This window comes from Gelidibacter maritimus (assembly GCF_014062315.1).
GTDB lineage: Bacteria > Bacteroidota > Bacteroidia > Flavobacteriales > Flavobacteriaceae > Gelidibacter > Gelidibacter maritimus.
Genome location: NZ_JACGLT010000003.1, coordinates 84975 through 105847 on the forward strand (window position 1 = coordinate 84975; position 20873 = coordinate 105847).

Here is a 20873-nt window from a genome sequence, read left to right on the forward strand (position 1 = left end):
TATTTGCTTCATTTGTAAGCTATTATGCCTGGTGGATTTTCTTAACAGATTAAAAATTTTCATTTTAAGGCTTTTTTATGCTCACATTTTAAAATTGCTCCGATGTAGTGATTTAACCTTATAAATGCTATTAATCATGAGACAAATTTTACTGGTTTTTTCACTGTTCTGTGCTTCGTACATAACAGTAAATGCACAAACTAACACCTGGACAGGTGCAGGAGCTAACACCAATTGGAATACTGTTGCCAACTGGAGTTTAAATGCGGTGCCAACGGCTGCGCATGATGTTGTGATTCCCACAGGATTTAACGTTATCATTAATGTTGCGGCAACGACAAAATCGATTGTGGTACAAGGAAACGCTACCTTGAATATTGCGAGTAATTTAAGTTTTGTAAATGCTTCTTCTTTTACTGAAAATGTTACAGTTAATTGGTCAAACTCGAACTTAACTGGTGGTGGTACCTTGACTAATAACGGAACGGTTAATTTATTATCGACTGGGTCGCGCTATATTACGAATGCTACAACAATTGTTAATAATGGTCTGTTTACAATGCCGGATGGCGGTTATTTATACCTCTACGATACGTCTATATTTAACAATACTGCGGAGGGTGTTTTTGATATTCAATCAAACGGCGTTATTTATAGAAATGGCGACGAGCACAGTTTTAATAATGATGGACTGTTGAAGAAAACGGGTGCGGATAATAATTCTCAAATTCAATGTCGTTTGACAAATTCAGGAATTATCAGTGTTGAAGATGGCACTTTAACCCTGAATGGATCAGTAAAAACGTTCAATTCTGGTGTTTATAATGTAGCTACTGATAGTGGGTTAATCTTAGAAACTCAAATTAATAGTTCTGGAACCTTTACTGGTGTGTTGAATGGTGCCTTAATCTGGTCAAACAATCTGTCAGTTGAAGATGCTGTTACATTTAATTTTACTGGAACTTCAGGTGTTCAATGGAGAGGAAATAGTTTAATTGGTGGAGGTACTTTGACCAATATGAGTAGGATTGATCTGTCACTGTCGGGGAGTAGATATATTTCAGATGGTACAACCTTGAATAATCAAGGCTTGGTTACCATGCCATCTGGTGGCTATTTGTATTTGTATGATACCTCAGTTTTTAATAATACATCAAGTGGTGTTTTTGATTTTCAATCAGATGGCGTAATTTACAGAAATGGCGAGTCGCATAGTTTCAACAACGTAGGTTTACTGAAAAAAACGGGTGGTTCGGGGAATTCCCAAATACAATGTAAACTTGCAAATAGCGGGACTATTAGTGTTGAAAGTGGTACTCTGACCCTAAATGGCTCCATTAAGACATTCAATTCTGGTGTATATAATGTGATATCCAATAGCCAACTGATTTTGGGAACGCAAATCGATGTTTCGGGGACACTTTCTGGTGTGCTTGACGGTGCATTGACTTGGTCTAACGACATATCTGTTGCTAGTACGGCGACTTTTAATTTTACTGGAGAGACGGGTGTGCATTGGACAGCGCGTAATTTAATTGGTGGTGGAACGTTGACGAATGCGTCCACAATTACCTTGGCAACTTCCGGGAGTAGATATATTGTCAATGGCACAACCTTGAACAATCAAGGCTTGATGACCATGCCATCTGGTGGCTATTTGTATTTATATGGTACCTCAGTTTTTAATAATACATCAAGTGGTGTTTTTGATTTTCAATCGGATGGCGTAATTTACAGAGATGGCGAGTCGCATAGTTTCAACAACGTAGGTTTACTGAAAAAAACGGGTGGTTCGGGGAATTCCCAAATACAATGTAAACTTACAAATAGCGGGACTATTAGTGTTGAAAGTGGTACTCTGACCCTAAATGGCTCCATTAAGACATTCAATTCTGGTGTGTATAATGTGGTACCCAATAGCCAACTGATTTTGGGAACGCAAATCGATGTTTCGGGGACACTTTCTGGTGTACTTGACGGTGCGTTGACTTGGATCAGTGATATGTCTGTTGCTAATGCTGCGACGTTTAATTTTACTGGATCCACAGGCGTAAATTGGAACAGTAATAGTTTAATTGGTGGAGGAACCTTGACCAATGCAAGTAAAATCAATTTAGCTGGTAGCGGTAGTAGATATATAACAGGCACCATCACAACCTTAGTCAATTCAGGAACTATAACGATGCCTTCGGGTGGCTATCTTTATCTTTATCATGATACTACTTTAGATAATCAAGCCTCAGGTGTTATTGATATTCAATCCGACGCGCAGATTTATAGTAACGGGAACGGAGCACTTAGCATTAATAATGCTGGACTCTTTAAAAAATCTCTTGGGAACGGTACAAGCAATGTTCATCCACCTATAACAAATTCAGGTGTAATTGAAGCCAACTCCGGTACATTAAATTTCCAAAACGGTGTTAATTTCAATAATACTATTAATGGTATTGTTAAAGGCACAGCCAATATCGATATTCCTTTAACTGCTACGTTCACCAATGACGGCACCTTCGCTCCAGGAGGCTCTCCAGGAACATTAACTGTTTTAGGTGATTACAAATCTTCTGATACTTCTGTATTGGATGTAGAGTTGAATGGTTTGGTTCAAGGCACAGAATATGACCTTTTGTCCATTACCGGAACCAATGTGGTATTTGATGGTGATGTTAATGTAACCATGGGTTTTGATGCCGCCGTCGGAAATTCGTTTACCATTGCAACAGTTTCTGGAACCATTGCAACAAAAAGCTTGACCACCCCGTTAACTGCCGATTATGATGGTTTTAGATATACATTTGATGTCACCTATCCGAATGATAAGGCAGTAAGGTTAACCATTTCATCACGAGTGGATATTCAGCCGCCTACAGTAATTACACAGGATGTTACTTTACAATTGAATGCCTCTGGAAACGCTACGCTTACCGCTTCACAAGTAAATAACGGTTCGAGTGATAATGGCACAAGCAGTGCCAATTTGGTTTATGAATTGAGTAAAACCAATTTCAATTGCGGTGATCTGGGCAGCAATACAGTGACCTTGACTGTAACGGATGAAGCAGGCAACTCAGCCAGTGCTCCCGCCACCATAACTGTTGAGGATGTCACAGCACCAACCGTAACCTGTCCGGCAGATCAAACCGTTGAGGTGAATGCCGTTGAGTATATCCTACCTGATTATCTTGCAACAGGCGGCTTGACGGTTTCAGATAATTGTAGTTTTACAGTGGTACAATCGCCAGTGGCAGGAACCGAGTTGACCCATGGTGTTCATAGTATTACTTTTGCAGTTACCGATGCTGGAGGTAATGAGGGAACCTGCAGTTTTGATCTTACGGTCAATGACCTTTCATTGGGTATTGAAGACCATGAATTAAATGATAGCGCAGTATTGTTATATCCTAACCCCGTGCATCATATATTGACTATAGAAAATGTTGGACATTTAGAGTTATTGAGCGCTGACATAGTTGATATTACCGGAAAGACTATGAGCACTATCAACCTTGAACACATGGGGTTGACAAAAGAAGTTTCCTTAGAGAGTTATGCCAGCGGTATTTATTTTATGAAAATAAAAGGAAAAACTGGTATGTTGACCAAACGCATTATCAAAGAATAAGTGAGTGGAGTTAGTTTTAGTTTTTTGCAGGGCCATCAATCATGGTTGGTGGCCTTCTATAATTATAAACGCCACACCTCAATTAAATAAAATCAGAGATTATGAAACAAAAATTCATTTTTAGTTTTTTTTCAAGGAAAAATAAAGTCTCTAAATTTTTGGTTATTCTTCTCTGCTTGGGTAACACCATGGTCCAAGGCCAAGACTGGGAGCAAATGGGAACTGATATAAATGGGGTTAACAATGGCGACCATAGCGGGGTAAGTGTTAGTATGAGCAATGATGGGCAGACTATTGCAATCGGTTCATTCAGTAATCAAGATAACTCTACAACCACTGGACATGTGCGGATTTTTAGCCATACGGGAATCGATTGGGTAATAAAAGGAGATCCTATAACAGGATTAGACACGGAAAGAGGTGTTGGGAGTTCTGTTAGCCTGAGCGGGGATGGTAATAGAATTGCAATATGTATAACCAGTGACGGCACGCCTGCCCGCAATGGCAAGATAAGAATCTTTGACTGGAATGGCACGTCCTGGGGGCAAGTGGGTAATGATCTTCTATGGCACGGTGGAAGTGTTTGGATGGGTTCTGTAGCTCTAAGTAACAATGGGCAAGTAGTGGCTGTGGGTGATTATTCCTATTCTACAAGCGAGGACTTTTCCGGACAAGTTCGGCTTTATACCCTAAACGGAAATACTTGGCAACAAAGAGGCTCTTCCATTACGGGTACAGCTGGTGGCCTAACTGGGTCCGCGTTGAGCATCAGCAATGATGGGGATGTTTTTGCCACTAACTTACAGGATGAGATTCAAGTGTATAGATGGAATGAGACAGATTATGTTCCAAAAGGAACTATTTTGAATCCATTTTCACTTAAACATGTGACCTTAAACGGAAACGGAAATTGGGCCGCAGTTTCTGGTGAAAATGCAAATGGAGAGACCGAGAATAAGGGTGCAATTCAGGTTTATAAATGGGATGGATCTTCTTGGAAACCTGAAGGAATTCCTATTCAAGGCGAGCCTGAGTCTCGTTTTGGACATGCTTTGAGTTTTAGTGATGATGCCCAGGTGTTGGCAATTAGTTCAATAAGTAATATGGAAACAACTAGTCCTGGACATGTGCGGGTGTTTGTACAAAATGGTTCTAATTGGGAGCAGACCGGAAATACCATTATTGGACCTCAGTTTTTAGATTATTATGGAAATTCCATAAGTTTAAATGCAAGAGGTAATATAATAGGGATTGGCGCACCCGGTTATTTAGTGTCAAATTATGGATTTAAAGATCGCACCCAGGTTTTCCGCAATGATGAAGTTATGAGTGTGCCAGAAGTCAATCAACCTGAATTTGCACTTTATCCCAACCCGACCACGAGTAATTTCACCATTGAACTCGGTAAGGAATATTCAAACGTTAGTATTCAGATTTTGGATATGCTCGGTACAGTTATTTCGAGCACAAATTACAAATTTGTAAAATCAATCGAGGCACAAATTAATGGTCCAACAGGTACTTATTTTGTGAATGTAGGTACCAGCGAGGGATTTTCAAAATCATTCAAGTTCATTAAAAATTAAATGCGATGACCTATCAAAAATGCTCCGATGGTAAAATATGAGTTTTCATAATTGTAGGATTTTAACCTTTCTTAGTTGTATAATTTCTTTCGAACGAAATAAATCACACCTAAAAGCGCTAATCCTGCAAGAATCCAAAGAATATGGTTAGGAGAAGAAGACAGTTCAATAGGAGTGGTATCACCAATAAGCACCAATCCCGCCCAATATTGAGGATGTGCCGTACGTCCGTCGGCAGTAGAAATATAATCGAGCTTAGCTTGTTGTAAGGCTTTGTCTTTTGCCCAACCTTTTTTGAGATACTCATAAAAAGACTCAATAATCTTGGCGCTCGATTGTTCATCTATTTTCCAAAGACTGGTCAAGATGCTTTCACTTCCTGCATAATTAAAAGCGTGTGCCAAGGAGATCATACCTTCACCTGCTTGATAACTTGGCTTTCCCGTTTCGCAAGCCGTTAAAATGGCAAGATTGGATTCTAAATCAATATCGTAAATTTCGTAACTATAGAGCGAATTATCCTCAGCATTTAAACTGTCCAGTGATTTCGCGAAAACCAATCTTGAAAGCTCGGGCGACAGGTTGTTGGATTCCGCATGGGTACCGATATAGATGATTTTATGGTTCTTTGCGTGTGTTGTAAAACTTCGTTTCAAAGCCATGTCATTCACAAAATATTGTCCATTGAATTCTTTTGAAAATTTCTTGGCTAAACTGATGCTGAAAGGTTGTGGCAATAAGGTCAAATAGCTATGATCTAAAGTCAACGAATCAGAAATGGTTTTTTTGTAGCTCTTTTTCATGGCGTCGTTGAACTCTGGTGCAAACGCCACGAAATTATTATCAAATGAATTAGGTTGCTGATTTTTATTTAATAAGAGTAAACTATAGTTGTAGGAGATGATGTGTTTTGATAACAAACTAGTGGTCGCAAGATCTTTCGGTTTAATTATTTTTGAAGGCGTCAAGCTTTCAAAGCTTAAATTGAATAATACGCCATCAGGAATTATAATGATATGCTCATTGGTCATTTTGGTTTCGAATGGAAGCCAAAGTTGAGTGTATAGTTTTGAAAGTAAAGCGGCGGTTTTTGAAAATTCAAGATTATTTTCACTTAATTCCGTAATGTTTTGCTCTATTCCTTTAGAATTTAATTTAAACATCTGGGTGTCATTTGCATCGGCAACAAATGCATACAATACGGTGTCAACATATACATATCGGACTACCGTAGTGTTGACTGGTATGTTTTTTTGTAGCTCATTAAGTGGTTCTTCAATAGTGGCGTAGCGCATTTTATAATATTTTGGATGCTGTTGTTTCAAAGAATCCAAAAAGTGTTTCCAATCTGAATTTGAATCAAAAAAAGCGACCATGTTTTCGCTGTCCTCAAGTGAACTCGCCATGGTGTTTTTAAGTTGAATTTCACGTTCTAAAATATTTTTAGGAACATCACTAAAAGCAATATTGTTGCGAAGGTTGAGACGGGAACGGATGCGATTATAAATTCCCGATTCGTGCAATTTCATCATCTGACTCAAATACTTTGAATTCTTAGTAATATCAAATAATTTTAAATTCAGTTGTATTGCCAAGGAAGAAATCGATTGGTAGTTTGATACTAAAACATTAATGTCTTCGTATTTGTAAAGTGTGGTTTTTCGTCGCTCCAATATATCCGTAGCTTTATCCAAACTTTTGAGTTGTTGCTGCAGAAATATGGTGTCCATTTGATCATTTAACTTATATTCTGCCTGAGCTTTTAAAAGAATCAATTGGGGTTTATGGAATTCAATTTGAATAGAGTCGGCTGTAGTGGAGCGTTTATTTAAAAAATCATCGGCCTTTTGCACCCATTCCAAGGTTTTATCGTAGTTGCCGATTCTGTAATTGACCTCGGCCAAATTTAACAGCTGTTTGAATTCCGAAAAATTATCATCGCCGCCATGCTTTATAACATATTCATAGGCGTCTGTAGCAAACGCAACTGCTTCTTCGGATTCTCCGTTATCAGCTAAAAAGCAGGATTTATTTCGCAAAAAGTTTAAAAATTCAATATCGTAAACGTTATCCAATGCTTTTTTAAAAAGAGGTTCGCTCTCTGAATAATACTGAGCGGCTAAACCAGGGTTGTTTGTTGCACTATGAGCCTCTGCCAAGGCGTGTAATCCGGCAGCTTTCCAATACGGGTTATCATCTTCAATACGGTTCAATTGATCTAATCCCAGGGTAAGGCTTTCAATGGCCTGATCATACTCACGGAGCGACATTTGCGATTGGCCAATTTGTATCCACGATGCACCGAAGCTGGGATCTCCAGCTTCCACAAATTTCTTTCGCTTATTATGGGCGAAGATGAGAATGTCATTGGCTTTTTTTAAATCGCCTTGTTCATTATAAAAAACGGCAAGATTGGAAATTGCCCGCGCCTGAAAGCGTTTAGCCTTCGAAACAACATTTTCATCGGTGTAGTTTTGAATGACTTTTTCGTAATTGGTGATGACCACATTTTGGATAGTGACCGCTTCCGCTAAATCGCCCTGTGAATACTCTAATAAAGAGAGATTGGATTGGATAACGGTTGCTAAATATAAATTGTATAAAGGATTCCCCTTAGCAGTTTCAATCGTTTTCAACGCTTTTGTGTAATAATATTTGGCACTGTCCAGTTTTGTTGACATCCACATCGTTGCACCAACGGCATTATAACCATCTGATAGTTGGCCTCTGTCGGTAGATTTGTACGATTCAAAGTTTTGTAGAGCACGCTTAAAATACTTTTCTGCCTCTCTGATATTACCCAGTGCCAGCATGGTTGCTCCAACGTTATATTCCACTTTGCCGATTTCTTCTGGTGTGGCATCCTGCACCTTCTGAATGGCGGTGTAAGCTGATTTGGTGAGCTCCAAGGATTTTGCATTATTTCCTATTTCATCATAAAAATTTGAGAGGCTTAAAAGCGACTTGTAATGGGTTCTTTGATTATTGGTTGCTGAAAGAATATGATCCAAAAAAGCATCGGCCTTGATGGAGGCTTTGGTTGAATTGGATTTAAGAAGCTCAATTCTACCCAGGTAATAAGGGTATTTGTGTAAAGAGTCGTTGAGGTTTTTATTTTCTAGATAAGTAATTTGAGCGGTCAACGCCGAATCGGCCTTCTGAATGTATTTATTCAGCATAAAAGAATCAATGACCTTCGTGTTTAGGCGGTTTTTTTCTTGAGCGACAGTTGAGAATTGAAAGAGAGAAAATGCCAAAATAATGGCATAGTAGACATAGCATGAAAAGTCCTTCATAATCAGGTTGGGATTATTAAAATGAAGTTTAAATAAAGGGTTTTGCTATCATCAAGTATGAAAGATACTAAATTATATCTTTCATTTTCTCCTTTTTAATGTTTTTTTCCTGTTATCAGCCGAGCTTTCATAATTAAGAATTAAACAGAACGCATATAAATATCATTAATGGGGCCATCTATTTATATTGGACTGGTGGCATATAATCAAGAAATGGGTTCGTTATTCAGAATTGAATCGGACACCTTTACTTAAAAGAAAGTAAAATAGTTGAATACATACCTTGCTTTCTCAAGTTTTGATTGAAGATGAGAGATTTTGGCTTATAATTCTGGAAATAGGACGCTCATGCCCAAGAATGTTGAATAAAACAATACAGTCTTTAAACTTGTTACGGTATCACTTTAAGTGTTTTAAAATAGCATTACTTTTCTCAGAGCCGCTTTTTTTAAATTCCTGGATAGCTTCTTCTGTTCTATCTGATTTTAAATAGGCCATGCCCAAGTAATAATGAGCGTCTTCCAAGAATACACTTTCTGATCTGTCTAAGGTTTTATTTAAAAAAGGAATGGCTTTTTTTGCATTTTTATCTGCCAAGTAAGCAACGCCCAAAAAGTAATTGATAGTGTCGTTTTCAGGAGTTTTAACCGCTAATTGCTGCCATTTTGAAATGGCAGTTTTATAATCGCCTTGTTTGTAGTTGACCATGGCATCATAAAAGACGAAACTGTCTGTAGAACTCATCGTTGTAGGTAACCCAGGGTCTGCTTTGAAATGCTGGTTGAAGAGCTTGTCATTGGATGAGCCACTGAACATCCAAAACATGCCGAGCGCAATGATGATTCCTGCTGCAATGGCGAGTTTGGTAAAACTCAAAAAACGTACTTTTGTAGTACTCTTCTCAATTTGGGGAGTTTCAGGAATTTCTTTATGAAATTCATCCAACTGCTCTTTTAGTGCTTGGGTTTCTATGCCTAAAAGCGTCAATCTAATATTTTCAACCAATATTTTGAAGTCAGCATCACTACGAAGCTGCTCTTCAAAGGCTATACGTTCTTCTTGCGCCATTGTTCCGCTTTCGTAGCGTTCAACAGTTTCAAGTAATTCGGGGGTAATGTTGCTATAATCTTTCAATTGTCTTATTTTTTCGAGGCTAATGCCAATTGACGAAGCTTCTCCATGCATCTGTATTTTTTCGTCCTTACACTATTTTCCTCAATTTTTAATTTATTTGCTATCTCACGTAATGAGGCTTTTTCATAATAAAAAGCAGTCAATAATTCTTTACACGGGGCCCCAAGATTTTTAAAGGCCTCCATGGTTTGTTCTAATCTTTTTTCGAAAAACTCTTGTTTTCCATCTTTTTCATGATCATTTAAGTCGATGCCTTTATCTAAGACATTCAGTTCGTGTTGAATTATTTTTGTTTTTTTAAAGCTTGGTGATCGTAAGATATCCATCCACTTATTTCGAGCTATCCGATATAGGTACCCTTGCAGGGCAGTTTCATTTTCCGGAATAAATCGGTCGTTTTTTACGTTTTTCCAAACAACAATAAAGGCCTCTTGATAAATATCTTTTGCGTGCTCTTTTGATCCATTATTCTTCAGGACTAAAGTTTCAATCTTATGATAATTATTGACATAAAGCTGCTTTAGAACTACTGAATCATTGGCTTTGATAGCTTTGAGAAGTTGAAGTTGTGAATCGATATTGTGAACGTGTTCCATAAATTATAGCAAAACACGATGAATATACAATTAATTCAAATTACTTCAAATACGGAAACTATCAAATGAACCATTTACACGATTAACGACTTTTTCAATCTGTATCTTTCATAGTTTCTGATTTATAAACTTCATATATTTATTTTTATTGTTAATGTTTTGTTGCCAAATCCCATTGCTGATTATCATACAGCGGATCTTGATTTGGATTGTAAAACTGGTCGCTGGTGGCAATGTACTTACCGTCACTATTCATCCAATAGTTTTCTGCACCTGCATTTACCTTGAAAGTTTTTCCGTTTAGGTTCACATTCTGTTCTTCTCTGATCATGTCAATAAAGTTGCTATGACTGGAATTTGAAGCGTAAGCTGGTGGCGCATTGGTACCTCTAATATTGTCTAAAAATCGCGCATGATTAGCATCTCTTGCGTTGTTAAAATCCCTCATTCTACGCTGATGTAATATGTTTTTTTGCTGCTGTCTGTAGTTATTGACTTGTATCTGATATTTTTCCCAATAGGGATTGTCAACCTTATTGAAATCGGCATTCATGGCAATTTTCAAATCAGTTTCATAGTGATCCGTGGGGGCAAGGAAAAAGTTCAACTGATAGTTCCATATAGCCATGACCTCTCCTCCAATGAGCGCGGGGTCAGTGTGCAATATCAATTGGCTGAAAAAAACCAATGCTTTAACATTGTCATCATTGATCCATTCTGTAGGATATACGGTATACTCTACATTTTTAAGACCCAGCTTGGCCACATGTTGTTGAACGTAAGCTGTTAATTCGGGAAACTCCCGGTGCGATAAGAATTTAAAGCCTTCACGGCCCATAAGCGCTTTGAGTTCCTGTTCAACAAAACCAGCGGGTGAAATCAACGGCCGTTCATTGGTAACCCCGTAGCCACGCATCGCTTGCGCATAATACGGATTTTGAAATGCCACAAATTGTTGCATCGGCGTGTTAAAGGCCTTCATGCCATTTTTATTTTGCATGAGATATAGAAACGAAGGGAAATCGTTGTCAAGATTGTAGATTGGTCTGCTCATAACCTCCCAATCTGATGGAAACTCTTTTTGATAGACAACCAATCCCGTTTTACCATCAACAAAATAATGTTTCTGTGCCGAAGACTCAAAAAACCCAAGGTCTGATTTAGAGCCACTCCTCGCATCTTGAGACTGAGATTCCAGACAAGAGGAGCATATCAATAATGTAAAAATTAATGGAAATAGTGCTTTCATGATGCTTGCTTTCTACATCATCGCACTTAAATTAAAATGTCATCACTTTTTTTTGAAAAAAGTTTTGACGTTGGGAGCTTAGAAGTTTAAGGTATTGTACTTGTTTGATTGTTGCGGAGGCTTGATTTAAATGTGATAACAAAAATCATCAATCATCAATCAACAATCAACAATCGTTAATCACACCTTGAATGTCTCTGAATAGAGTTGACCGTTTTTACGAATATGAATTTCCATGACACGTGTAGATTATTATTCGCGATTCTAAAATCAACAATCAACAATCAAAAATCATCAATCAACAATCCTTTTCGCCTAACTCTCAGATGTCGTATACTTCTCGCCCAACTGCGTTAACATTTCAGCACTCATTTTCTTAAGATCAAATTTATGATTCCAATTCCAATCAGATCTGGCCACGCTATCGTCAATTGATTTTGGCCAAGTATCTGCAATTTGTTGCCTAAAATCGGGATTATAGGTAATGATAAAATCTTTAATATGATTTTGAATTTCAGAGGCAAGGTCATTCGGTGTAAAACTCATGGCCGCCAAATTATATGAAGATCGTATGGTTAATTGATTGGCCGGTGCATCCATAATTTGAATGGTGGCATCAATGGCATCATCCATAAACATCATTGGCAATTGGGTATCTTCAGAAAGGAAACTTGAATAATGCCCATCTGTGATGGCCCTGTGGTAAATTTCTACAGCATAATCGGTCGTACCGCCCCCTGGAGGTGTTTTCCAACTGATAATTCCTGGGTAGCGTAAACTCCGCACGTCAACACCGTATTTATCATGATAATACTCGCACCATCTTTCGCCAACCTGTTTGGTGATGCCATAAACTGTTGTTGGTGCCATAACGGTATGTTGCGGCGTATTAAATTTAGGAGTAGTAGGACCAAATACCGCAATACTTGAAGGCCAAAATACTTTTTCAATAAATTTGGCTTTGGCAAGGTTTAACACATGAAATAAGGAGTCCATATTTAAATCCCAAGCTTTCATCGGATATTTCTCTCCAGTGGCACTCAGCATAGCCGCCATTAAATAAATGGTGGTGATGTTATATTTTTCTACACAATGTAAGATAGAACCATAATCCTGGGCGTCAACAATCTCAAAAAGACCTGAATTGACCACATCAAGATTATTATAACCAATGTCAGAAGCAATGACATTGTCATCGCCATGAATACGCCGTAATTTAAAGGTTAGTTCTGAACCAATTTGACCACAGGCTCCAATAATGAGAATTTTTTGAGACATTGTTGTTTAAATTTTAATGCAAAAGTACAAAGTTTTTTTAGGAAGAATGGGATGTTTTCAGGAATGAATTTTCCATTATTCCCACCAGTGGGTTTTAATACTTCGAGTTGCCCTGAGTAGAAAAGACAATTCTTTATTCGTACCTCATGAGCTCGCCCGCCCACGCCAATCGGATAGCCCCCCGAGGCTCTTGATTTAGATCATAAAATCCTAATAAACCTTAATAAAAAAATAAAATTGTGTAGAATTTACACGATGTGTGGAACTAAAACGGGTGATTTACACAGTTGCTAAAATTTCAATAAAATCAAAAGATCAAATTAACTTGCTGATTTTCAGCAGTTAATCATTGACAATGGTTTTAACTCTCTCAGTGGCATGTTTATTTCTAATTAAAACAGTAATACCACAGAACAACAAATAAACAATTAAACTTTAAAATTAAATATTATGAAAAAAGTAGTTTTAACAGTCGCTATTATATTAGGAGGATTTTCAACATACGCAGTCTCTACAATACCTCCAACACCTCAGGTTGAATTGATAGCACAAGAAGAATATAAAGAGATCAAAGTTGAAGCACTTCCACAAGCCGTGAAAGATGCCTTGGCAAAAGATTTTCCTACGGCCACACTGACTAAGGCTTATGTAGGCGAAAAACAAGAATTGGAATACAAATTGGATCTTACAATTGAGGGAGAAGAATTATCGGTGTATGCTGATAAAGATGGAAACTGGGTTGAAAAGAAATAAGGTTTTGTTTCCTGAATAATTCACAATCAATACAATACATAAGAATCAAATAAAATTTAAATATTATGAAAAAGTTAGTTTTAACAGTAGCAATCGCTTTAGGAGGATTATCAACTTATGCAACGACAGCATTTAATATGAATCAAACAGAGAAATTTGAAATCGTTGCACAGGAAGAATTTAAAGAAATCAAAGCTGAAGCACTTCCACAAGCTGTGAAGGATGCACTGGCAAAAGATTTTCAGACCGCCACTCTAGATAAAGCTTATGTAAATGATAAGCAAGAATACAAATTGGAAATTACTCTTGATGGAGCGGCATCAACAGTATATGCTGACAAGGATGGGAACTGGATTGAAAAAGAATAAAGTTTCATCACTTATTTAAGCAGGAAAAGGACGTTTTTAAGGAAGCGTCCTTTTTTTTATGTTTTTTTTAAATGGTTTAGTTAGTTTAACTTGATATTTTTGTAAAAATGAATAAATTATGAGTGCCATTCTTTTGGTTGAAGATGATGTGAGCTTTTCTGAGATGTTACGACGTTTCTTGGAGCGGCACCAGCATTCGGTGACCTTGTCATATACGCTTGAAGACGCCAAAACCAAGGTGAATATATCGTCTTTTGATTTAGTATTTGCTGATCTCAGGCTTCCCGATGGCGATGGAATTGCGCTACTCAACCATATCAAGACCAAGGATGCCTCGGTTCCGGTGGTATTGATGACAGGTTATGCCGAGGTGTCCACCGCAGTGAAGGCGATGAAGGAAGGTGCATTTGATTATATCTCTAAACCTTTCAATCCTGAAGAGGTGCTGCAAGTGGTCAAAAACGCACTTAAGGAGAAGCAGGATCTTAAAAAACCGAAAGAAGACTCAACTACCGCACCAAAGGGCCAGTCTACCGCGACACCCGGTTTTGTCTCGGGCATAAGCGCCGCTTCTAAAGTACTGCATGACCATATCAATTTGGTGGCACCCACAAGCATGTCCGTTTTGATTTCTGGCGAAAGTGGCACGGGTAAAGAAGTAGTGGCAAAAGCCATTCATCTAAAAAGTTCAAGAAAAAACAGACCTTTTATTGCGGTAGATTGTGGAGCGATTCCGAAGGAAATTGCTTCAAGCGAATTTTTTGGCCATAAGAAAGGTTCTTTTACCGGCGCTATAAACGATAAAATTGGTCATTTTGAAGCCGCCAATCATGGCACATTATTTTTAGATGAAGTTGGGAATTTGTCTTACGAAAATCAAATCCAATTGCTGCGTGCGCTCCAAGAAAGAAAGGTCAAGCCTATTGGAAGCAATGACGAAATTGAAGTGGACATAAGATTGTTGACCGCAACTAATGAAGATTTGTTGAAGGCGGTGGAGCAAGGCGATTTTAGAGAGGATCTCTACCATCGACTGAATGAATTTTTTATTAAAGTTCCCAATTTGCAAGAACGCCAGGATGATTTAATTCTCTACGCAGATTTCTTTCTTGAAAATGCCAATCAGCAATTGAACAAAGCAATCATCGGATTTTCTTCTGAGGTCTTGAAAATTTTCCAGAATTACACTTGGCCGGGTAATCTAAGAGAACTTTCCAATGTCATAAAACGTGCTACCTTGCTAACTACTGGAGAGGTCATACATAAAGAAGTACTACCTCCTGAATTGTCTGCTGCACCTGCTAAAGAAACCGAGACAGCATCTTTCTCAGCCAAATCAAACGAAAAAGATTTGATTATTAAAGTCCTTGAAGAGGCCAACAACAACAAAACCAAGGCGGCCAAACTTCTCAATGTTTCGAGAAAAACACTTTATAATAAACTTAAGGAGTATAATCTGGAGTAATATACGCTTGCATGTCTTTATAAAAGGCCTTGAGTTCTTTCTCCAAAGCTTCCAAAATCTCATTATCTGCAACAGTCGCATGTTCTAGTACTTCTAAATGTGGTACTACTGAAGTGGCTTTTAATTGTTTGAACATGGTCAGCATGCGGTGGCTTAAATCGTTGATGGTTTTAATATCATTTTCTTTTTGTGCCAACTTTAATTCGGCAATATGTTTTTTGGTGTCCTTTAAAAATAGCTCCAACAACGATTTTAGCGCTTCCTCGTCATGATTTAAGAAGCCCGCAATGGAATGCGTGTCAAAATGTTTAGAACGGTACGATGTCTTACTGTTTTCTTCTTCGGGTTTGGTGATGCGTTCAGGAAACAATTCACTTAAAATATCAACCCAGGTATGAGCCTCAAAAGGCTTGTAAACCACTTTTGAGAAGCCACTTTCTAGATAATCTTTGGTATTGATGTCCATCCTACCAGTCATAGCAATAATAGGTTGCTGTTTATAAAAAGGCAACTGTTTGACGGTTTCCATAAAATGGAACCCATTCATTTTAGGTAATTGAATGTCGGTAATGATCAAGTCATAAGAGAGTGATTCCAATGCTGAGAGCGCCACCATGGCATCTTCAAAAGTATAGGTGGTAACTTGGTGCTGTTCCAAAATATCAGCAATAAGTTGTCGCAGTGAGGCATCGTCATCAACTACAACTGCCTTTAATTCAAATTGAGAAACTTCAGTGGCAATGGGCTTGGTCTCCACTTCTTCATAAGAAAGTTTCACCGGAAAGGAAATTTCAAAAGAGCTACCTTCCCCAACAGCGCTTTTCAAGGACAATGAGCCTTTTAAAAGATTCATTAATTTTTTTGAAATGGCCAAACCTAATCCAAAACCGGAGTGTTTGGTATTAGTGGATTGATTGACTTGTGTAAAGGCATTAAAAATATCCTTTTGTTTTTCTTTGCTAATTCCAATTCCAGTGTCAGTAATGGTTATGCTAACGCTATATTTATTATTTGACGCGTGTAATTTTGTGCTGATGCTAATGCTGCCTTCGTCGGTAAATTTGTAAGCATTCCCAATCAGGTTATAAAGCACCTGTTTAATCCTAAATGGATCAGAGACAATGGTAATGTCAAGTGCCGGATCATGCTTGACAAGGAGCGCAATGGGCTTATCCGCATAAATGGCTTTGATGTTTGTGCTGGTCTCGTCCAAGACAGTTTTTAGGTTAAAGGGGATGCTTTCAATAGTGATATGACCATCCTCTAATTTTGAAAATTCCAAAAGATCATCCACCAATTGGCTCATATAGGCAGAAGCATTTTTAATATGGTCTAAATAGTTGTCCTCTTTTGCATTTTGTGCCGTTTTTTGTAGTAATTCACTATAGCCCGAAATAGTACTTAAGGGCGATCTCAAATCATGGCTTACCATATTGATCAGTTGCTCCCTGCTTTTTAGAAGCGAATTGGTATAAGTGTTTGACTTTTCAAGCTCTTCACGATAACGCTGACTTTTCCAAAAATCGTTTAATATAACGATGGAGAAAATGACCACTAGGATGAAACTGATGATGGCGGCCATGTAAATAATGCTAGTGCCACGATCTAACGCCTCTTGTCGTTGTGCAATGATACTTTGCGATGAGGCTACCATTTCTCGTTCTAAAGTGCGGAGTAAATTACGTAACTGTCGTGAGGTCTTTAGATCGCTTTCAACCAATTCGCGTTCCTTTAGCATCAGGGATTGTCTTTGTGATGCTACTTCCTGTTGGATTTTTCTCAACATGTCTCGGGAGGTGGTCACAATGGAATCAATTTGTTTTTGATCGACCTTGCTTACGGAATCCTTTGCTTTAGACTCATTTGAAAATTGAATAAAACCTTCCAGGACCTCTTTTACTTTAGGGTTGACTTCGGTCGGGTTTTCTACATAATCGTCCAAGGTTAATTTCCCTAAAATAGGATCGATACTCTTGAGTTTGTTGATGGTTTGTTCAATCGATTTTTCGGAGGTGTTTCGATCTTTTAGACGACGGAGTTCGCTTAAGTCCTGCTGTTTTTTATCAAAGATTACTTGAATACTGTCAAGCAATGCCTGTTGATATGAGTTATTCACCAAAATACGTAAAGTATCTATGGTGTTGATAAGACTGTCATTTTGCGACACATAGGCGTTAAATTTATCTGCAGTATTAAGTTGGAGTGCTGCTCTTGCCAGACTTTCATTTTCGTAGATGTCCGTGACCAACCCACTTATTTTTATGAGTTTCTGACGTTCTTTCAGGTCGTCAGTTTGGGTGGCTGTAAAATTACCCAATTCAGAAAAAACCAGCCATCCAGAAATTGCGGCTAAAACTCCAAGAGCGATATATCCAAAAAGCACCTTAAAAGTGATTTTTCTGCTAGATGATCTCATATAAAATTGAAAAGGTAAGGCAAGATAAAAAATGTACGCCAATGCGGAGACCATTAAAAGTGATTTATGCCAAAAATAAATTTTCCGGTTTGGCCAATAATTGAAATATGAATAAAAGGAGATACGTTTAGATTAATTACCTTTGAACTTTAATTATTTATCTTAAAACATCTCTTGTTGTATGAAACAACTCTTTTTATTAAGTTTTTTAATCTTTATGGGTTGTAAATCGGAGCCAAAAACTGATGTAATTAATATACAAGATCAGGAAAAATCCTATGTTTTTACCACAGCCGATATTCAAAAAATGGATTATACAGAGTATGTTTTAAGCGCAGATAGCAATCAGGCTATTTTGGATTGGCAAAAATTCCAGGACTTACAAGCGCAGATTGAGCTTTTAAAGAATGGAGATCTTTCTTTTTTTAAGGTTGAGAAAAACATTATGCAAGAGTTTATTGCCGAATTAAAATTACAACAACCTCCAATCGTTATTACTCCAGCCATCCGATCGCGAATGACTGTTTTGGAAACTAATTTGTTAAGACTGCAAGACCTTGCCAATCTTGATAATATTAAGAAACCTGATCTTCTTGAAAGTATTAAGGGCTTGCTTGAGGCAAATGTGAACCTCATCCTTCAAATCAACAAAAAGTTTGAAAAAGAGGCACAACAGATTGAACTTCCGGTTAAAACAGAGTAGTGGTGAGAGAGTGAGTGGTGAGAGATGAGTCATGTTGACGATAATTTAGATTTTTGCTTAGAGAAGTTTTGAATATTGAACACAGAATATCAAATTATGAAGTTTAATTAGGTTTGAAACTTTGAACTCGAAACTTTGAACCTGAAACCTGAAACTCGAAACCCTCCTCATTTCTCTTAATCTTTTGTTAATATGTAACAATTGCAGGGAACAAGCTTCATATTAATAACTAATTTTATTCAAATAAAACATTTAAACACTATGAAAACCAATCTTAAGTATGCCTTGGCCACTACTGGATTCGTATTTATGACCGTAGTTGGTTGTAAAGAAGAACCGAAAAAAGATACCGCCATGGCAGAAGAAAAAATTCCCGGAATTGTTCTCGAAAATATGGACACTACGGTAAGTCCAAAAGACGATTTCTACAATTACGTCAACGGAAATTGGGCAAAATCCAATACCATTCCCGATGATGAAACCCGTTGGGGTGGTTTTGGAGTTTTACGAAAGCAAACACGCCAAGACGTTTTGAACATTGTAAAGAACGCCCACGAACTAGGGACCTATGCTGATGGCACTGACCAGAAGAAAGCGCTATTGCTTTTTCAGAGTGAGTTGGATTCTGTAGCAAGAAATAACGCCGGAATCGAGCCGCTCCAACCAATGCTAGAAGCTATTGAAGGCATTGAAAACCTTACCGACATGCAAACCGTTTACGCTACGGTTGATGGGGTAGGTGCGCCTTTTGCGGGACTTGGTGCATCACCAAACCTTAATAACAGTAGCATGAATATGGCTTGGATCTATCCTGGGAGTCTTGGATTGCAAAGAGATTACTATTTAGATCAAGATGCCAAATCAAAAGAAATCAGACAGCAATATGTTGATCATATAATCAGAATGCTTCAGTTTATTGATTATGATGAAGCTACAGCAAAATCGGCGGCTGATAAAATACTTGCCATGGAAACCAAATTGGCCGAGCCAAGATTGGATAAGGTAGCCATGAGAGATGCACGTAACTATAACAACCCAGTTCCTTTTGCAGAGCTACAAAATATGACCTCTGCCATAGATTGGAAAAAGTTGATTGATGACTTGGGCATTGAAAAAAAGATTGATACGGTAAATGTGATGCAGCCAAAATATATGGCTTCTTTGCAAAACTTCTTAAAGCAAACGCCAATTGAAGATATCAAGACCTTAATGGTTTGGAATACGCTTAACGGTTCAGCGAATTACTTATCAACCGAAATTGAAAAGGCCAATTGGGACTTTTACGCAAAAACGCTCAATGGGGCACAAAAACAACGTCCGGCAGAGGAGCGCGCTTTAGGGACTGTTGATGGTGCCGTGGGTGAAGCGATCGGGAAATTGTATGTGGAAGCAAAGTTTCCACCTGAGGCAAAAGCCAAAGCAGAAGAAATGATTGATGATGTTATTGAAGCTTTTCAAAACAGAATCAAGAAATTGGATTGGATGACCGAAGATACTAAAGAAATGGCCATCGAAAAGTTGGATAAATTTACGGTCAAAATTGCTTATCCTGATGAATGGGAAGATTATTCAAATCTTGAAATAAAAGAAGGGAATACCTATGCGGAAAATATGAGAGCGGTGAGCAAGTGGGCAAGAGAAAAGAATTTTTCAGAAATCAATGAACCAGTCGATAAAAAGCGATGGGGCATGGCACCACAAACCGTGAATGCGTATTTCAATCCGCGGAACAACGAGATTGTATTTCCAGCAGCTATTTTACAACCTCCTTTTTACAATTACACTGCAGATGATGCCGTAAATTATGGTGGTATTGGTGCGGTTATTGGACATGAAATTTCTCATGCGTTCGATGATTCGGGTGCACGTTTTGATGGCGATGGAAATTTGAGAAACTGGTGGACAGATAAAGATTTGGAGGAGTTTACCAAACGTGCTGATGCCTTGGCAGAACAGTATAGCGGCATTGAAGTTTTAGACAGTGTCTATATTAATGGTAAATTTACCTTAGGCGAAAACATTGGCGATCTTGGTGGTTTACTAGGTGCTTATGATGGTTTACAACTCCATTTTGAGAAACACGGACGTCCTGAAAATATTGACGGATTTACGCCAGAACAACGTTTCTTTATGAGCTGGGCAACAGTTTGGAGAACCTTAATCAGAGAAGATGCCTTAAGGACCCAAATAAAAACGGATCCGCACTCACCAGGCGTTCAGAGAGCAACGCAGCCTTTAAAAAATATTGATGCGTTTTATGAAGCTTTCGATATTCAAGAAGGTGATCCGATGTATTTGGCACCTGAAAAACGAGTGAGAATTTGGTAAAATTCTCAAGTCGATGATAACAAAAAAGCAGCCTCGTTAAAAGGCTGCTTTTTCGTTTTATATGATGCTGTGTTCT

13 protein-coding genes are annotated in these 20873 nt (G+C 38.0%); 7 read left to right on the forward strand and 6 right to left on the reverse strand.

Features of this window, described 5'->3' with window-relative positions:
- The first annotated feature begins 136 nt into the window (after positions 1-136).
- Both H3Z82_RS04885 and H3Z82_RS04890 read left to right on the forward strand, forming a co-directional pair.
- Positions 137-3625, forward strand: coding sequence for an HYR domain-containing protein (locus H3Z82_RS04885; RefSeq protein ID WP_182203151.1), 3489 nt, complete (start codon positions 137-139; stop codon positions 3623-3625).
- A 101-nt stretch (positions 3626-3726) separates the two neighbouring features.
- Positions 3727-5211 carry a T9SS type A sorting domain-containing protein gene (locus H3Z82_RS04890; RefSeq protein ID WP_182203153.1) on the forward strand — a complete coding sequence of 495 codons (1485 nt, stop codon included), beginning with the start codon at positions 3727-3729 and terminating at the stop codon, positions 5209-5211.
- Between the two features lie 71 nt (positions 5212-5282).
- On the opposite strand, the gene H3Z82_RS04895 is transcribed toward H3Z82_RS04890, so the two are convergent.
- The 5 genes from H3Z82_RS04895 to H3Z82_RS04915 form a co-directional block, all read right to left on the reverse strand.
- Positions 5283-8507, reverse strand: coding sequence for a CHAT domain-containing protein (locus H3Z82_RS04895; protein ID WP_182203156.1), 3225 nt, complete (start codon positions 8505-8507; stop codon positions 5283-5285).
- 399 nt (positions 8508-8906) lie between these two features.
- Positions 8907-9641 (reverse strand): tetratricopeptide repeat protein, encoded by a 735-nt coding sequence (locus H3Z82_RS04900; protein WP_182203158.1) that lies wholly within the window; start codon positions 9639-9641, stop codon positions 8907-8909.
- Between the two features lie 5 nt (positions 9642-9646).
- Positions 9647-10237, reverse strand: a complete 591-nt coding sequence (locus H3Z82_RS04905; RefSeq protein WP_182203160.1) for an RNA polymerase sigma factor — start codon at positions 10235-10237, stop codon at positions 9647-9649.
- A 151-nt stretch (positions 10238-10388) separates the two neighbouring features.
- A complete protein-coding gene (locus H3Z82_RS04910; RefSeq protein ID WP_182203163.1) occupies positions 10389-11486 on the reverse strand; it encodes a hypothetical protein in 1098 nt (365 codons plus the stop codon).
- Between the two features lie 315 nt (positions 11487-11801).
- Complete coding sequence (locus H3Z82_RS04915; RefSeq protein WP_182203165.1) at positions 11802-12764, reverse strand: NAD-dependent epimerase/dehydratase family protein; 963 nt, start codon at positions 12762-12764, stop codon at positions 11802-11804.
- A gap of 450 nt (positions 12765-13214) precedes the next feature.
- Between H3Z82_RS04915 and H3Z82_RS04920 the strand changes: the two genes are divergently transcribed.
- The 3 genes from H3Z82_RS04920 (at position 13215) to H3Z82_RS04930 (ending at position 15350) form a co-directional block, all read left to right on the forward strand.
- Positions 13215-13517, forward strand: coding sequence for a hypothetical protein (locus H3Z82_RS04920; protein WP_182203167.1), 303 nt, complete (start codon positions 13215-13217; stop codon positions 13515-13517).
- A 65-nt stretch (positions 13518-13582) separates the two neighbouring features.
- A complete protein-coding gene (locus H3Z82_RS04925; protein WP_182203170.1) occupies positions 13583-13885 on the forward strand; it encodes a hypothetical protein in 303 nt (100 codons plus the stop codon).
- 118 nt (positions 13886-14003) lie between these two features.
- On the forward strand, positions 14004-15350 hold the full coding sequence (locus H3Z82_RS04930; protein ID WP_182203172.1) for a sigma-54-dependent transcriptional regulator: 1347 nt from the start codon (positions 14004-14006) through the stop codon (positions 15348-15350).
- Here the strand turns inward: H3Z82_RS04930 and H3Z82_RS04935 are convergent.
- A complete protein-coding gene (locus H3Z82_RS04935) occupies positions 15328-17766 on the reverse strand; it encodes a hybrid sensor histidine kinase/response regulator (RefSeq protein WP_182203174.1) in 2439 nt (812 codons plus the stop codon). The genes H3Z82_RS04930 and H3Z82_RS04935 overlap by 23 nt on opposite strands.
- Before the next feature lie 181 nt (positions 17767-17947).
- On the opposite strand from H3Z82_RS04935, the gene H3Z82_RS04940 reads away from it, so the two are divergent.
- Positions 17948-18469, forward strand: a complete 522-nt coding sequence (locus tag H3Z82_RS04940) for a hypothetical protein (RefSeq protein WP_182203176.1) — start codon at positions 17948-17950, stop codon at positions 18467-18469.
- A gap of 261 nt (positions 18470-18730) precedes the next feature.
- Positions 18731-20797, forward strand: a complete 2067-nt coding sequence (locus H3Z82_RS04945; protein WP_182203178.1) for a M13 family metallopeptidase — start codon at positions 18731-18733, stop codon at positions 20795-20797.
- Positions 20798-20873 lie beyond the last annotated feature (76 nt).

Bases quoted from the DNA above. Each gene is read 5' to 3' on its own strand.
- H3Z82_RS04895 (WP_182203156.1), bottom strand. From the start codon at position 8,507: ATGAAGGACTTTTCATGCTATGTCTACTATGCCATTATTTTGGCATTT.
- H3Z82_RS04925 (WP_182203170.1), top strand. From the start codon at position 13,583: ATGAAAAAGTTAGTTTTAACAGTAGCAATCGCTTTAGGAGGATTATCA.
- H3Z82_RS04910 (WP_182203163.1), bottom strand. From the start codon at position 11,486: ATGAAAGCACTATTTCCATTAATTTTTACATTATTGATATGCTCCTCT.
- H3Z82_RS04905 (WP_182203160.1), bottom strand. From the start codon at position 10,237: ATGGAACACGTTCACAATATCGATTCACAACTTCAACTTCTCAAAGCT.
- H3Z82_RS04915 (WP_182203165.1), bottom strand. From the start codon at position 12,764: ATGTCTCAAAAAATTCTCATTATTGGAGCCTGTGGTCAAATTGGTTCA.
- H3Z82_RS04885 (WP_182203151.1), top strand. From the start codon at position 137: ATGAGACAAATTTTACTGGTTTTTTCACTGTTCTGTGCTTCGTACATA.
- H3Z82_RS04920 (WP_182203167.1), top strand. From the start codon at position 13,215: ATGAAAAAAGTAGTTTTAACAGTCGCTATTATATTAGGAGGATTTTCA.
- H3Z82_RS04890 (WP_182203153.1), top strand. From the start codon at position 3,727: ATGAAACAAAAATTCATTTTTAGTTTTTTTTCAAGGAAAAATAAAGTC.
- H3Z82_RS04935 (WP_182203174.1), bottom strand. From the start codon at position 17,766: ATGAGATCATCTAGCAGAAAAATCACTTTTAAGGTGCTTTTTGGATAT.
- H3Z82_RS04945 (WP_182203178.1), top strand. From the start codon at position 18,731: ATGAAAACCAATCTTAAGTATGCCTTGGCCACTACTGGATTCGTATTT.
- H3Z82_RS04930 (WP_182203172.1), top strand. From the start codon at position 14,004: ATGAGTGCCATTCTTTTGGTTGAAGATGATGTGAGCTTTTCTGAGATG.
- H3Z82_RS04940 (WP_182203176.1), top strand. From the start codon at position 17,948: ATGAAACAACTCTTTTTATTAAGTTTTTTAATCTTTATGGGTTGTAAA.